The organism is Neobacillus sp. C211 (assembly GCF_051842875.1).
Taxonomy (GTDB): domain Bacteria; phylum Bacillota; class Bacilli; order Bacillales; family Cytobacillaceae; genus Neobacillus.
This window is the reverse complement of sequence record NZ_JBPXRO010000024.1, coordinates 63,591-77,697: the sequence shown is the minus strand read 5'-3', so window position 1 is coordinate 77,697 and position 14,107 is coordinate 63,591. Positions and strand designations below refer to the sequence as shown.

14 protein-coding genes are annotated in these 14,107 nt (G+C 38.4%); 1 reads left to right on the top strand and 13 read right to left on the bottom strand.

The genetic code is table 11. From position 1 onward, the window contains the following. Positions 1 to 92: 92 nt before the first annotated feature. The 3 genes from recG to ACSU6B_RS20520 all read right to left on the bottom strand — a co-directional run bounded on the left by recG (position 93) and on the right by ACSU6B_RS20520 (position 4,342). Positions 93 to 2,141, bottom strand: coding sequence for an ATP-dependent DNA helicase RecG (recG, locus tag ACSU6B_RS20530; protein WP_410888148.1), 2,049 nt, complete (start codon positions 2,139 to 2,141; stop codon positions 93 to 95). Positions 2,142 to 2,259: 118 nt separating this feature from the next. Further along, on the bottom strand, positions 2,260 to 3,942 hold the full coding sequence (locus tag ACSU6B_RS20525; protein WP_410888146.1) for a DAK2 domain-containing protein: 1,683 nt from the start codon (positions 3,940 to 3,942) through the stop codon (positions 2,260 to 2,262). A 37-nt stretch (positions 3,943 to 3,979) separates the two neighbouring features. Beyond that, complete coding sequence (locus tag ACSU6B_RS20520) at positions 3,980 to 4,342, bottom strand: Asp23/Gls24 family envelope stress response protein (protein ID WP_088086349.1); 363 nt, start codon at positions 4,340 to 4,342, stop codon at positions 3,980 to 3,982. A 284-nt stretch (positions 4,343 to 4,626) separates the two neighbouring features. Here ACSU6B_RS20520 and rpmB point away from each other — a divergent pair, with 284 nt between their 5' ends. After that, the gene (gene rpmB / locus ACSU6B_RS20515; RefSeq protein WP_026566424.1) at positions 4,627 to 4,815 is read left to right on the top strand and encodes a 50S ribosomal protein L28; all 189 of its coding nucleotides are present in this window, start codon (positions 4,627 to 4,629) and stop codon (positions 4,813 to 4,815) included. A 145-nt stretch (positions 4,816 to 4,960) separates the two neighbouring features. Here the strand turns inward: rpmB and spoVM are convergent, their stop codons facing one another. From spoVM to def, 10 genes are all read right to left on the bottom strand, one after another. After that, entirely contained in the window at positions 4,961 to 5,044 is an 84-nt protein-coding gene (gene spoVM / locus ACSU6B_RS20510) for a stage V sporulation protein SpoVM (RefSeq protein ID WP_007087787.1), read from the bottom strand. A 105-nt stretch (positions 5,045 to 5,149) separates the two neighbouring features. Continuing rightward, positions 5,150 to 5,797 (bottom strand): thiamine diphosphokinase, encoded by a 648-nt coding sequence (locus ACSU6B_RS20505; RefSeq protein WP_410888143.1) that lies wholly within the window; start codon positions 5,795 to 5,797, stop codon positions 5,150 to 5,152. 55 nt (positions 5,798 to 5,852) lie between these two features. Continuing rightward, positions 5,853 to 6,497, bottom strand: coding sequence for a ribulose-phosphate 3-epimerase (gene rpe, locus ACSU6B_RS20500; protein ID WP_088086347.1), 645 nt, complete (start codon positions 6,495 to 6,497; stop codon positions 5,853 to 5,855). Between the two features lie 2 nt (positions 6,498 to 6,499). Next, a complete protein-coding gene (gene rsgA / locus ACSU6B_RS20495) occupies positions 6,500 to 7,381 on the bottom strand; it encodes a ribosome small subunit-dependent GTPase A (protein ID WP_410888141.1) in 882 nt (293 codons plus the stop codon). A gap of 91 nt (positions 7,382 to 7,472) precedes the next feature. Next, a complete protein-coding gene (pknB, locus tag ACSU6B_RS20490) occupies positions 7,473 to 9,464 on the bottom strand; it encodes a Stk1 family PASTA domain-containing Ser/Thr kinase (protein ID WP_410888139.1) in 1,992 nt (663 codons plus the stop codon). Next, on the bottom strand, positions 9,461 to 10,219 hold the full coding sequence (locus tag ACSU6B_RS20485; protein ID WP_410888175.1) for a Stp1/IreP family PP2C-type Ser/Thr phosphatase: 759 nt from the start codon (positions 10,217 to 10,219) through the stop codon (positions 9,461 to 9,463). Before ACSU6B_RS20485 ends, pknB begins: the two co-directional genes overlap by 4 nt. 5 nt (positions 10,220 to 10,224) lie before the next feature. Continuing rightward, positions 10,225 to 11,316: a 23S rRNA (adenine(2503)-C(2))-methyltransferase RlmN gene (rlmN, locus tag ACSU6B_RS20480; protein WP_168242744.1), complete on the bottom strand. Its 1,092-nt coding sequence runs from the start codon at positions 11,314 to 11,316 to the stop codon at positions 10,225 to 10,227. Positions 11,317 to 11,319: 3 nt separating this feature from the next. After that, positions 11,320 to 12,669 carry a 16S rRNA (cytosine(967)-C(5))-methyltransferase RsmB gene (gene rsmB / locus ACSU6B_RS20475; protein WP_215000307.1) on the bottom strand — a complete coding sequence of 450 codons (1,350 nt, stop codon included), beginning with the start codon at positions 12,667 to 12,669 and terminating at the stop codon, positions 11,320 to 11,322. 1 nt (position 12,670) lies between these two features. Continuing rightward, the gene (fmt, locus tag ACSU6B_RS20470) at positions 12,671 to 13,609 is read right to left on the bottom strand and encodes a methionyl-tRNA formyltransferase (RefSeq protein ID WP_410888136.1); all 939 of its coding nucleotides are present in this window, start codon (positions 13,607 to 13,609) and stop codon (positions 12,671 to 12,673) included. Further along, the gene (gene def / locus ACSU6B_RS20465) at positions 13,606 to 14,091 is read right to left on the bottom strand and encodes a peptide deformylase (protein WP_215000302.1); all 486 of its coding nucleotides are present in this window, start codon (positions 14,089 to 14,091) and stop codon (positions 13,606 to 13,608) included. The genes fmt and def overlap by 4 nt, the downstream gene beginning before the upstream one ends. Positions 14,092 to 14,107 lie beyond the last annotated feature (16 nt).

The window sequence follows — 14,107 nt, the reverse complement described above, 5'->3', positions numbered from 1 at the left end:
AAATTTGAATTAGCAGATTGCAAGAGTTTGTTTTTTATACATAGCATCTGCTTTTTTTATTCTGGAATTCATTTAAAGGGAAAAAAACTTTATTAATCAAGCTTTTCCCCTTCTAATACACCTGATTCTTCAAGCATTTTTCTTAAAAATTGATATTCTTCCGCAGTCCAGAAGGTTTTTGATTGGATAAGCATCATCGCATCACTTCTCGCTGTTTCTAGTGCCCGATAATCATGAACCATATCTGCAACCTTAAATTCAGGAACACCGCTTTGTTTTCTGCCAAAAAAGTCACCAGGACCTCTGAGTTCTAAATCCTTTTCACTTAGAACAAATCCATCGTTTGTTTCTGTCATGATCCGCATTCTTTCTTGGCCCACTTCTGATTTAGGACTGGCAAGCAAAATACAGTAGGATTGATCGCTGCCACGTCCAACACGTCCACGAAGCTGGTGAAGCTGAGACAGGCCAAATCTTTCAGCATCATAAATAACCATCATGGTCGCATTTGGAACATTAACACCAACCTCAACAACTGTAGTTGAGACAAGCACCTGTACTTCGTTGGTACTAAACGACTTCATTACGGAGTCTTTTTCTTCCGAACTTAAACGCCCGTGCATAAGGCCTGCTTTATAACGGTTTTGAAAGTATTGGCTTAAAGTATTAAATACATCGATTGCGTTTTGGACATCAAGCTTTTCTGATTCTTCAATAAGCGGGCAAATTACATAGGCTTGGTGTCCTTTTTGTAATTCTTTTTCAACAAAGGCAAGTACACGCTCAAGCATTTCCGGCTTTGCCCAGTAAGTTTCAATTGATTTTCGGCCAGCTGGCATCTCGTCAATAATAGAAACATCCATTTCACCAAACACCGTGATTGCAAGTGTTCGTGGAATCGGTGTCGCAGTCATAAAAAGAACGTCAGGATTCTCGCCTTTTTCCCTAAGCACTCTTCGCTGCTCGACCCCAAAGCGATGCTGTTCATCGGTAATGACAAAACCGAGTCTTTTGAATGTGACCTCATCCTGTATGAGAGCGTGCGTACCAATTAATAGATCAACATTTCCTTCTGCCAGTTCATGAAGGATTTCCTTTCTCCGTTTACCCTTAATAGAACTCGTTAAAAGCTCGCATCTGACATCAAATGGTTCTAGCATGCTTTTTAAGCTTTGCGCATGTTGCTCTGCTAAAATTTCTGTTGGTACCATTAGAGCACCTTGGTAACCTGCTGTTACACTGGCATATAAACCAATTGCAGCCACTACAGTTTTCCCCGAACCAACATCCCCTTGCAACAATCGATTCATGCGTAGGGGTGATTTTAGTTCCGCTAACAATTCATTGACAACCCGTGTTTGAGCATTTGTTAACGGAAATGGAAGACTATTGATAAAACCCTCTACCTGAGTAACGTTATAGTTTTGGCAAATTCCTGGGGAATGTTCCCGTTCAAATTTCCTTAAGGCCTGCATTTTTAGTTGAAACATAAGAAATTCTTCATAAACAATGCGCCTTCGTGCCTGTTTCACATCCTCTTGGCTGCTCGGAAAGTGCATTGCTTCAATCGCCCCCTGTCTATCAAGAAGGCGATACTTTTTTAAGAATGCTGCTGGCAGTGTTTCTTCAATAAAATGTCCATATTGCTGAAAAGCAATGCTGATAAATTTTCGTATTCCCTTCGTTGTTAATTTCCCTCTTAATGAGTACACAGGCTCAAAATCCTTTGTCTTGGCGTTTGTGCCTGACTGCATTTCATTTGCAGTGATCGTTTGCCGATGGGCATCCCATTTTCCTGTGACCGTTATCGTTTCATTAATAATGATTTTATTTTTCAAATAGGGTTGGTTAAAAAAGACTACTTTGATTAAATGAGAACCAACGAAAAGTCGGATCATTAGTTTGGATTTCTTCCTTCCATAATAGACAAGAGAAGGCTCGCTATGAACCTTCCCTTCCACTGTTACTTTCTCATCATGCTGTACTTCTGTTATTTCACGAAGGCGGTAATCTTCATAGCGATAAGGAAAATATTCCAATAAATCTTGTATCGTAAAGATTTTCATTTCTGAAAAAATCTCAGCAGTCTCTTCACCAATTCCCTTAATGACAGTTATTGATTGATTAAGATGTGGATTCACTATTACCCGACTCCCCCACTAAGCGCTGTTATATCTATTGATATTGTTTTAATTTACTTTTTCTAACTTCTTTTTTACAAAAAAAAAGAAGGGAACTCCCTTCTATTTTAGCGGTTCATTATTCAATTGAAAAGATAAATGAATACAACGGCTGCCCGCCGTTATGGATTTCTACTTCTACATCTTCATAAGTCTCTTCCACAAACTGTGTCAGCTGATTTACTTCTTCTTCGCTAACGTCTTCCCCATAAATGATGGTCAAGATTTCTGAATCGTCTGCGAGCATTTGTGAAAGTAATTCTTCAGCTACTTTTCCTTTGTTCTTGTTCTTTACCACAATTTTCCCCTCAGCAATACCCATAAAATCATCTTTCTCGATTTCTAAACCATCAATCTGGGTATCTCGTACAGCGAAGGTTATTTGACCAGTCTTTACGTGTTTTAGGGCATCATTCATTGCAGACTCATTGGCGTGAAGTTCCGTTGACGGATTAAATGCTAAAAGGGCCGAAAGTCCTTGAGGGACAGTTTTGGATGGTATGACATAAATATCTTCTTCTGCCACATCGGCTGCCTGCTGGGCTGCCATAATAATGTTTTTATTATTAGGTAAAATAAATACCTTTTTAGCATTAACTTCCTTAACAGCTTTCACGATATCCTCCGTACTTGGATTCATCGTTTGCCCGCCTTCTATTACGGCATGGGCGCCAATACTTCTAAATAAATCTGCAATTCCTGCTCCCATGGAAACCGCTACAATTCCGTATTCTTGCGGCTCTTTTGGAGGCTTCTGTTGTACAGCAACGGGTGCAATATGTGTTTCACCAACTATATTGGTATGCTGTTGACGCATGTTTTCAATCTTCATATTTATTAAATTTCCGTACTTTTGTCCGTAGCTTAATACTTCGCCAGGTTGTTCGGAATGTATATGGACTTTTACAACGTCTTCATCCGCTATGACTAATAAAGAATCACCTAATTTGCTGAGGTCATTTCGGAAAACCCCTTCACTGAAAGGATGCTTGGCTGTCTTTTCCTGTTCAAAGCGAACCATAAATTCGGTGCAGTATCCAAATTCAATATCTGCCGTGTTAATATGTCCTTGGACATTTTTGTGGTGTTCAGTATTAACCAATTCATCCATAGAAAGAGATGCAGAAGGGGTATCGGGAAGTTTTTCGCCTCTTAATACCGCAAGAAATCCTTCGTAAACAAACACAAGACCTTGTCCGCCACTATCGACAACACCGACTTCCTTTAACACTGGAAGCAGATCAGGAGTGCGCTTTAATGAAGCTTTTGCTTCTTGTAAAACTTCTTCCATAATTACAATAATATCATTTGAATTCTGGGCAGCTTGTACTCCCTTTTTAGCTGAATCCTTTGCTACAGTTAAAATGGTTCCTTCAACAGGCTTCATTACTGCTTTATACGCAGTTTCTACTCCAGCCTCGAGGGCATGGGCAAAATCATTCCCTGAAATTTGCGCTTTCATTTCTACTGCCTTAGAAAAACCACGGAACAACTGTGAAAGGATCACTCCTGAATTTCCGCGAGCCCCCATCAGCAATCCTTTAGAAAGGGCTACTCCAACTTTACCAATATGTTCTTGAACATTATTTTTTACTTCTTTCGCCCCTGATGTCATTGATAAATTCATGTTTGTTCCAGTATCACCATCGGGCACGGGAAAAACGTTTAGTGCATCAACCATTTTTGCATTTGCAGCCAAATGATTTGCACCTTGAATCACCATCTCGGCAAAACGTTTTCCATCTAAAGCTGTTATTGACACAAACTTTCCTCCTCTACTTGAGGTTCATTACACAAACTTAAGGGTTCGTCACTCGAACTCCCTGAACGTAAATATTTACCGAGTCAACGGCAAGTCCAACAGTCTTATCGAGGGTGTATTTAACCTTTGATTGCACGTTGTGGGCAATTTCGGAAATTTTCGTTCCATAGCTAACAATAATGTACATATCAATATGTAATGCCTCATTTTCTTGGCGGACAATCACGCCGCGAGTGAAATTTTCTCTTCGTAGTATTTCCGTAATTCCGTCTTTAATTTGATTCTTTGAGGCCATACCGACAATTCCATAGCATTCGATTGCCGCTCCTCCAGCAATGGTCGCGATTACTTCGTTTGAAATATCAATTTGTCCGAACTTTGTTTTTAATTCAATGGACATGAATCGTTCCCCCTCTTGAAAAAATTGCTCCTTGACTACAGTCATTTTACTATAGTCAATGCAATATTGAAAGTTATTCCTGCCTGTTTAATATAAGCGCATATAATTAATAGGGATGTCAAGGCTTTTTTCTTGAAAGGTAACTATTGCAATCAAATAAGTTGTATGATAAATTATTAAGGTATCTCAAGTCTAGAAAATTTGTTCAATCAATTTTCTTTTTTCAGATGAGGATCTTAAAGATAGCTGTATAAAGCTTTTGGTAGTTAAGGAGGGAAATCATTATGCCACGTCAATGTGTTGTAACTGGAAAGAAAACAACAACTGGTAACGCACGTTCTCACGCTATGAACGCAAATAAGCGTACATGGGGTGCTAACCTACAAAAAGTACGTATTCTTGTTGATGGAAAGCCTAAACGTGTTTGGGTTTCTGCAAGAGCGTTAAAATCAGGTAAAGTAGAACGCGTTTAATATGGAAAAGGCATCCGTTGAGGATGTCTTTTCTTTATATACAAAAAGTACAATTACTCTATAACCCTATTTAACCAAATAAAAAGCACCCAAATTAAACGGGTGCCATTCGTTAATGAAAAGAATATCTAGATAAAAACCCATGCTATTCGTTCTTTTTAAACGCCCCAATCATCGCACGGACAAGTCCGCCTAAAAATCTCGGCAGTTTAATCGTATAGAATTTCATACTGTCCCTCCTCACAAATCTCCCCAGCTTATTCAACTCAACTTTTTTCGAACGCCCTACCATTTTATTCAAACGAACGAAATCAGTACCAAATTGTTTTGCATATTAATCGTGACTTCTTATCACTATTAATATGCCTTCAGAAAATGAAAAAGTACCATATTCACTAATAAGTTCATTACTAATACATAGTGTTGAGCCCATTGAAATATGACGATTTTCCAAAGGGAATTTAAAGCCTTCTAAGGTGAGATTGCGGACATTAAGTGTTAAAGGAACAAAGGAAATATATTTTTTTTTGTTTATTTTTTCAATTGTATAGTGCCCAGGTTCTTTAATAAAAATGATGTTATAGCGGTCAATCAAGCAGATATCAGCCGATTTTTTGACTTTGAACTGATTCAGCAATAAGTGCACATTGGCAAATAAATGATCAAGTCTCCCCCCAGTTGCACCAAACATACGGATCATACTTGGATTCTGATCAAGTGCCCAATTGAGGGCTAACTCCATGTCTGTTTCATCTTTTTCCGGCTTATACTTCTTCAATTCTACTACACGTTCTTCAATAAACATTAATTCCTCAGATGATACTGAATCGAAATCCCCAAAGGCAATGACCGGAGTTATATTTCTTTTTAACAAATGATAGACACCTCGGTCAACTCCGACCCAAATTGCATCTTTCTCTAGATACTCTGTTAAATCAGGTAATAGGCTTTCAGGTCCTCCGGCTAGAATATTAATAATCATAAAACTAACTCCTTTTCCATATGCAAAAAGCCAGCGCTAAAGCTGGCTCTTATCATTAACCTCTTATTTGCGAAATTGCCTTGGCATAATCTTCTTCATTATAAATAGCCGAACCTGCAACAAGTACATTTGCGCCGGCTTCCATGCATAGCTTTGCCGTTTCTGAATTAACACCGCCGTCAATTTCAATCTCAATGTCTAAGCCTTTTTGTTCTGCCATTTCTTTAACTTTTCTTATTTTCGGAAGTACCTCTGGTATGAATTTTTGCCCACCGAACCCTGGATTAACCGACATTAATAATACCATATCAATGTCTCCAATTATGTGCTGAATGGATTCCACTGGGGTTGCTGGGTTTAAAACAACACCCGCCTTGATACCAAAGGATTTAATATTTTGGACTGTGCGGTGAAGATGACGACATGCTTCCACATGTACGGTAATAAAATCGGCTCCAGCTTTGGCAAATGCCTCAATATATTGATCAGGGTTTTCAATCATTAGGTGTACATCAAGTGGCAGCTTCGTAATCGGACGAATGGCCTCAACAATGAGCGGACCAATCGTAATATTTGGGACAAAGTGACCATCCATGACATCGACATGAATATAGTCTGCTCCACCTTTTTCAACAGCAATAATCTCTTCACCTAATTTCGAAAAATCGGCGGAAAGAATCGAAGGTGCTATTTTTACCATCTTTAATACCTCGGCTTTCTATCTTTTATCTCCTGTAGGAAATCCAGATAATGTTCATATCGGTACTTAGGGATTTCACCTGATTCAACTGCATGTTTCACACCGCATTTCGGTTCTGTCCCATGCAAGCATCCTCGGAATTTACAATTCTCACTTGCTCTTTGCATTTCAGGAAAACATGAAGTCAAATCTTCGGCTTCAATATTGGTAAATTCTAATGAACTGAAGCCTGGTGTATCAGCTATTAATCCATTTCCAATCTTTATTAACTCCACATGTCTTGTCGTGTGTTTTCCACGGCCAAGATGCGACGAAATATCATTTGTTTTCAAATCAAGCTCAGGTCTAAGGACATTTAGCAAAGATGATTTTCCTACACCTGACTGACCAGCAAAAACAGATATTTTATTATCAATGTGTGGACTTAACAGTTCAACCCCTGCTTCGGTTTCGGAAGAAGTTAGGATTACTTTATACCCTGCAGACGAATACTGCTCTGCATAAATCTTAATCTTCTTTTGCTGCTCTTCGTTTGTGAGGTCCATTTTAGTGATACAAATAAGCGGTTCAATCCGATTAAATTCAACTAGCACAAGGAAACGATCTAAAAGAACAGTACTGAAATCTGGTTCAACAGCTGAAAACACAAGGATCGCTTGATCTACATTCGCTATGGGGGGACGAATCAATTCGTTCTTTCGTGTCTTCACTTCCATAATGTAGCCTTCCAAGTCATTTTCTGCTTGAAAAACAACTTCGTCTCCAACGAGGGGGGTAATTTTATTCTTTCTAAATATCCCTCTACCACGGCATTGGATCAACTTGTCATCATCAAGAACATAATAGAAACCGCTTAATGCTTTAACAATTTTCCCTTCAGGCATAGCCGCACTCCTTGTCATTCATTTCGCAAAACATCAACATATCATTCAAAATTCTGTTAACTGATTGGATAAAAGAGCATAGTAATATTAATTACTCTGTTTCTGGATAGTTAATTACGTCCTCTGCTATCACCTTGCTGTCACGAATAATCTTATAGCCCGCTTTTCCGCCATATGGAATAGTAAGTTCTATTTGTTTTTTTGTCGTTTCAGTTATAAAAAATGATTCGGCAGGTTCCGTCATACTATGATTCATATCTTCGATGTAGATTAAAACCTCTTGTTTTTGAACAGGATCTCCTGGCACTGGCACTGGGACAGTCGGTTCATAATCAATTGTTATATCTTTAACTACCGTTTTGGGCGGTTTTTCTTCTTTTCCTTTTGAAATAATGACTGATACCTTATCGCCTTTTTTCAGTTCTGTTCCAGCCTTTGGTGTTTGTGAAATTACCATGCCAGCAGGAATTTTTTCATCATATTTTTCTTCTGAGACATTTAAAGTCAGCCCTACTAATAAGGCATAATCCTCGGCCCCTTTTAAATTGTATTCGGTTAGGTCCCTTAGGACGATTATTTCAGGTCCTTTACTGACTTCAAATTCTAATACAGTATCTTCAGGAATAATTTCTTCACCTCCTGAAGGGTTTTGGCTAATAATGGTTCCTGGGTCACTATCATCGTATTTCTCAGTTTTCAAAATATCTTTAAAACCCCTGTCTTCTAATAAACGGAAAATATCATCATATATCCGGCCAACATAATTAGATAGCTCAATTTTTTCTTTACCAGTACTTATATATAAATTAACTTTTGCGTTCTCCTTGACTGTACTGCCAATTTCGGGGTCGGTTTTGATAACCTTTCCTTCAGCCACCAGATCATCAGGAATTTCAACCTGTTTGTCAACCACTATTCCGCTGAGCTGAAGCTCAGAAATCGCATCATCAACATCCATCCCACTTACGTCAGGTATTTTGACGTCCTTAGCAGACAATAAATCAGGTAAAAATGTAACTGTTAATAGTCCGAGAATGGAAAGTATAAGGAAAGTCGAAATTAAGATCATCGGCCATTTTTTCCGCTTTTTCTTACTAGTTTTCTCCTTATTAGGTGTTTCCTTTTTGACCGGCAATATTTTATCATTACTATGCACTAATGTTTCATCAAGGTTTTTATGTGGACGGTCATCTGTTATGATTGGAATGGCTTTTGTTGCCTCATCATCAATTGGAATAATAAACTTCGGTTCATCCATTCTTTCTGGATTTAGTGCCGTCCTTAAATCCTCCTCCATTTCATCGACACTGTTATAACGATGGAATGGATCCTTTGCCGTTGCTTTTAGGACTATATTCTCTACACTTTGCGGTATAGTTGAATTCCACCTTCTAACAGAAGGTGTTTCTGACTGTAGATGTTTCAATGCAATCGAAACGGCTGATTCCCCTGAGAATGGAAGCCTGCCTGTTAAAATTTCGAACATGACAATCCCAAGTGAATAAATATCTGATTTCCGATTAGCCATTCCCCCACGAGCTTGTTCCGGTGATAAATAGTGGACAGAACCCAACACAGAATTTGTTTGGGTAATGCTTGTCGCACTTAAGGCCATGGCTATCCCAAAATCAGTAATTTTCACACTGCCATTAGGATCAATTAGAATGTTATGCGGCTTTATATCACGATGAATAATATGATTTTGATGGGCATGGGAAATTGCAGATGTTAATTGCATCATTATGTCTAATGCTTTTTCTACACGGAGTGACGAATGCTGGTTTATGTATTGCTTTAATGTTTGCCCATTCACATATTCCATAACAATATAGTAAAGAGAATCCTCTTCACCCACATCATAAATACTAACGATATTGGGATGGGTAAGACTTGTTGCAGATTGTGCTTCTCTATGAAAGCGTCGAATAAATTCTTCATCATTGGCAAAATCAAGGCGGAGCATTTTCACGGCAACTTCTCTGTCCAGTATCATATCATGTGCTAAATAGACATTGGCCATTCCGCCTCCGCCTATCATTTTAAGAATTTTATAGCGGCCGCTTATTCTTTTCCCAATAATCACTGCTCATCACCCAATTCAAAATCATTAGCATATTCTAATATGATCAGGGTAATATTGTCTTCTCCACCGTTATCATTTGCAATATTAATTAATGTGGAAGCCTTTTGTTCAAGTGATTCTTCATTTTGAAGAATACTTACCATTTCCTGTTCGTTGACTTTATTTGACAACCCATCAGAGCATAAAAGGAGAAAATCTCCTTCTTCGAACATTATCGTTTTTATATCGATTTTCACATCCTGTTCTGTTCCTAACGCTCTTAATATCCAATTTTTCCTGGGATGATGTTCTGCATCCTCTTTAGTGATTTGTCCAGTTCGGACTAACTCATTCACAAGTGTATGGTCCTCAGTTAGCTGCTGGAAGCCAGTATCATTTAAGATATAACAACGACTATCCCCCACATGTGCAATCGTTGTAAAATTTTCAGAAGCAATCACTGCCTCTATAGTAGTACCCATACCTTCGCATTCCACGTGACTTCTTGAATGGTCAAACAATAATTGATTAACCTGGAGAACATGGGTTTTCAGCCATGCTTCGGCTTGATCTGCTGTATGAATTCCTTCAGATTTCTCCCACATTTCTTGAAGATGCGTAACGCTCATGCTACTAGCAACATCACCAGCAAGGTGACCGCCCATGCCATCTGCTACGATGGCAAGACGGTGTCCATCCCGATTAACAAAAGTACCACCACTATCCTCATTATTCTGGCGAACTCTACCCTGGTCCGTTTTAAAAACAGCCTTCACTTTTGTCACCTCGTCTCCTCTTTCCGCTCCTTTGCACGAAGTTGCCCGCATGCTGCAGCGATATCTGAACCTTGCTCCCTGCGAATGGTTACATTAATACCTCGGTTTTTCAATGTTTTTTCAAAAGCAAAAATTTTGTCTCGTGGAGTCCGTACATAATCTCTTTCAGGAACATAGTTTACAGGAATTAGATTCACATGACATTTTAATCCTTTTAATAATATAGCTAACTCTTCAGCATGCTCGACTGAATCGTTTACACCGCCAAAAAGACCATATTCAAAGCTTATTCTACGACCTGTCTTATCGATATAATACCTTACTGCTTCCATTAAGTCATCTAGTTTATAAGCCTTATTAATAGGCATTAGCCTTGAACGTAATTCGGTATTGGGAGCGTGGAGAGAAATAGCAAAATTAATTTGTGTATTTTCATCTGCAAATTGATAAATTTTCGGAACGATACCACTTGTTGATACGGTTATATGGCGTGCTCCGATATTAAGAGCCTTTTCATGATTGATTATTTTTAAAAATGATAACATATTATCATAATTATCAAATGGCTCACCAATTCCCATGATAACAACTGAATTTACACGCTCATCTGTTTCATCAAGTGTTTGCTGAACTTTTACAACTTGTGCGACAATCTCTCCTGCCTCTAAGTGTCTTTTTAAGCCGCCTAATGTAGAGGCACAAAAAGTACACCCTATTCGGCAGCCTACCTGTGTCGTAACACAAACGGAGTTTCCATAATCATGACGCATTAGCACCGTTTCAATGGAGTACCCATCTTGAAGTTCAAAAAGGAATTTTATGGTTCCATCAGATGATGTTTGTTGAATCGCCGTATTTAATGTTGTTAATTCAAAATGGCTAGCAAGCTTATCTCTTAAGCCCTTTGATACATTACTCATATCCTCAAATGATGTAATTCGTTTTTTATAAAGCCATTCATAGATTTGTTCGGCACGGAATGCCTTTTCAGCATTTTCAGTCAGCCAATTCTTTAATTCGTTAAGCTGCAATGAATAAATTGATTTCTTCTTAATTTCCTTAGCTGTGTTTGTCTCAGTTGTATTTAATTGTTCCAACTGTTACACCTTCTTCCTTAAAACTGCAATATAGAACCCATCTGACCCAAGATCTTGTGGGAATATCTGTACATCAAAACCTGTAATCAATGGTTGGATAGCTTCAGGCATCCTGTTTTTAAATGATAAATCTCCTTCGAATTCAGGGTTATTCTCTAGGAATGTCTTAACCGTGTATTCATTTTCCTCTTTATCTACTGTACAAGTACTATAGACAAGGATGCCATCCTTTTTCAATAAAGGGGATACGGACATTAATAAGTCTTGCTGGATCGTACTTAACCTCTCAATATCCTTCTCTGTTTTTGTATATTTCATATCAGGCTTTCTCCTCATTACTCCAAGACCCGAGCACGGAGCATCCAGAAGGATACGATCAAATGATTCTTTGTTGAATTTTTCCTGTATTTGTCTGGAATCAGAAACGCTTGTTTTTATATTTTCTAACCCTAGTCGCTTGGCATTATCATTGATTAATCTGACTTTGTGCTGATGGAGATCAACCGATATAACTTCTCCCGTATTATCCATTTTTTCAGCGATATGTGTACTTTTACCACCTGGTGCTGCACAAGCATCAAGGATAAATTCGTTTTGCTTTGCTCCTAATGCATAGGCGGCGAGCATTGAGCTTTCATCTTGAATAGTAAACATTCCATATTTAAAAGCAATAGTAGACGCTAAATTCCCCTTTAACGATCTGATCGCCTCAGGAATAATTGGACTTTTCTCGATTTGAAAACCATCTTCTTCTAAGATCGCAACACATTCATCTCTTGAAATTTTCGTGAGATTAACTCTAGCTGTTTGCAATGGTGCTGTTAGGTTTACTTCACACATTTCTTTTGTTTTTTCATAGCCAAATTGGTTTACCCATCGGGTAATTAGCCATTCTGGGTGGCTAGTTTCAAGTGATAGTCTTTTGTTTGGGTCCGTGATTTCCTCCATGGATGGGAGCCCTTCTCTTTGAATACTCCGCAATACTCCATTTACCAAACTTGCTATCCCCTTATGACCACGACTTTTGGCAATTTCTACTGCTTCGTAGATCGCTGCTCTGTCCGGAATTCGATCGAGATAAATCATTTGATAAAGCGTTAGTCTAAGTAAATGATGAACCCAATTGGCTAACTTTTTATTATCTTTGACAAAAGGCTCTAAATAATAGTCAAGTGCCATTCTTCTTTGTAAGGTTCCATACGTCAATTCCGTTAGCAGTCCGACGTCCTTAGGAGACAATTCGTGTTTTTCAATTGTATTATTAAGAAGTAAATTGCTGTAAGATTGGTTTTTCTCAATAGCAACTAAACTATCCATTGCGATTGCCCGTACATTATTTATTGTTGATGTCATTTTATTCTCCCAGCTTGGTGCCTATTGAAATTTTTGAACCCCGTAAAAATTGTTCACTCATCATTTTTGTTTTTCCAGAGGGCTGAAGTTCAATGATTTTGATTGCCGTTTCATTACCGGTTGATACCGAAAAGCCATCCGATTCTATATTAATAATTGTTCCAGGTACTTCCACATTCTGTCCAGATACCTTTTCTGCCCGCCATATTTTTAAGACCTGGCCATTCAGGGTTGTAAACGCAACTGGCCATGGATTTAGAGCACGGATATGATTAAAGATTTCTTCACCTGATTTTGTCCAATTAATTTTTTCTTGTTCTCGCTTAATATTGGCAGCAAATGTGGCTTCTTCATTGTTTTGAGGCTTAGGCGTCAGACGCCCTTCCAAAAGAAGCGGCAAGGTTTCTGCCAATAATTTTGCCCCGGCTGTACTTAATTTAATGTGCAATGTACCAACATTGTCCTCTTCAGCAATTGGGACTTCAATACTTGTTAAAATATCCCCAGCATCTAATTTTTCAACCATATACATGATGGTAACACCTGTTTTTTGTTTTCCTTGCATAATGGCATAATGAATAGGAGCACCACCACGAAGTTCCGGGAGCAGGGATGCATGAACATTTATACAACCGTATTTAGGCGCTTCTAACAGCTTATTGGGTAGGATTTGCCCAAACGCAGCAGTAACAATTAAATCTGGATTCAAGGAAAGGATTTTTTCAAGTTCTTCTTCTTGACGGATTTTTTCTGGTTGAAAGACAGGAATAGAATGTTTCAAGGCTTCTACCTTAACCGGGGGAGGTGTTAAAATCTTTTTTCTTCCCACCGGTCGATCTGGTTGTGTAACTACTCCAATGACATCATATCCATCTTTAATCAGTTGTTGTAAGATTGGCACAGAAAAATCTGGAGTACCCATAAAAACAATTTTCGTCATTCAACTTCTACTCCTTTTAACTCATCTTCCTCGAGATATCTCGTCACTTTAGATGTAAATAAAATCCCGTCCAGATGATCGATTTCATGTTGAATCGCCCTTGCTAGGAATTCTTCTGCTTCTAATGTGTATTTTCTGCCTTTACGGTCAAATGCTTCAATTTTAACAAAATTGGGCCTTGTCACTTCACCGAATAATCCAGGGAAACTTAAACAACCTTCTGGTCCAGTTTGTTCACCGGATGTTTCTAATATTTCTGGGTTAATCATTTCGATTGTCCCTAATTCATCATCGATATCAACAATTGCGATGCGTGCGTCCAATCCAATTTGAGGAGCAGCTAGTCCCACCCCATCATATTCAATCATCGTGTCATACATATTATCAAGTATTTTTGCAAGCTTTTTATCAAACTTAATCACTGGCTTGCAAGTCTGCTCAAGTATCTCAGCAGGGTAATTTATTACTTTGAGTATAGGCAAATTATTTCCCCCAATA

Bases quoted from the DNA above. Each gene is read 5' to 3' on its own strand.
- ACSU6B_RS20520 (WP_088086349.1), bottom strand. From the start codon at position 4,342: ATGTCCATTGAATTAAAAACAAAGTTCGGACAAATTGATATTTCAAAC.
- rpmB (WP_026566424.1), top strand. From the start codon at position 4,627: ATGCCACGTCAATGTGTTGTAACTGGAAAGAAAACAACAACTGGTAAC.
- spoVM (WP_007087787.1), bottom strand. From the start codon at position 5,044: ATGAAATTCTATACGATTAAACTGCCGAGATTTTTAGGCGGACTTGTC.
- ACSU6B_RS20505 (WP_410888143.1), bottom strand. From the start codon at position 5,797: ATGATTATTAATATTCTAGCCGGAGGACCTGAAAGCCTATTACCTGAT.
- rpe (WP_088086347.1), bottom strand. From the start codon at position 6,497: ATGGTAAAAATAGCACCTTCGATTCTTTCCGCCGATTTTTCGAAATTA.
- rsgA (WP_410888141.1), bottom strand. From the start codon at position 7,381: ATGCCTGAAGGGAAAATTGTTAAAGCATTAAGCGGTTTCTATTATGTT.
- rsmB (WP_215000307.1), bottom strand. From the start codon at position 12,669: ATGACATCAACAATAAATAATGTACGGGCAATCGCAATGGATAGTTTA.
- fmt (WP_410888136.1), bottom strand. From the start codon at position 13,609: ATGACGAAAATTGTTTTTATGGGTACTCCAGATTTTTCTGTGCCAATC.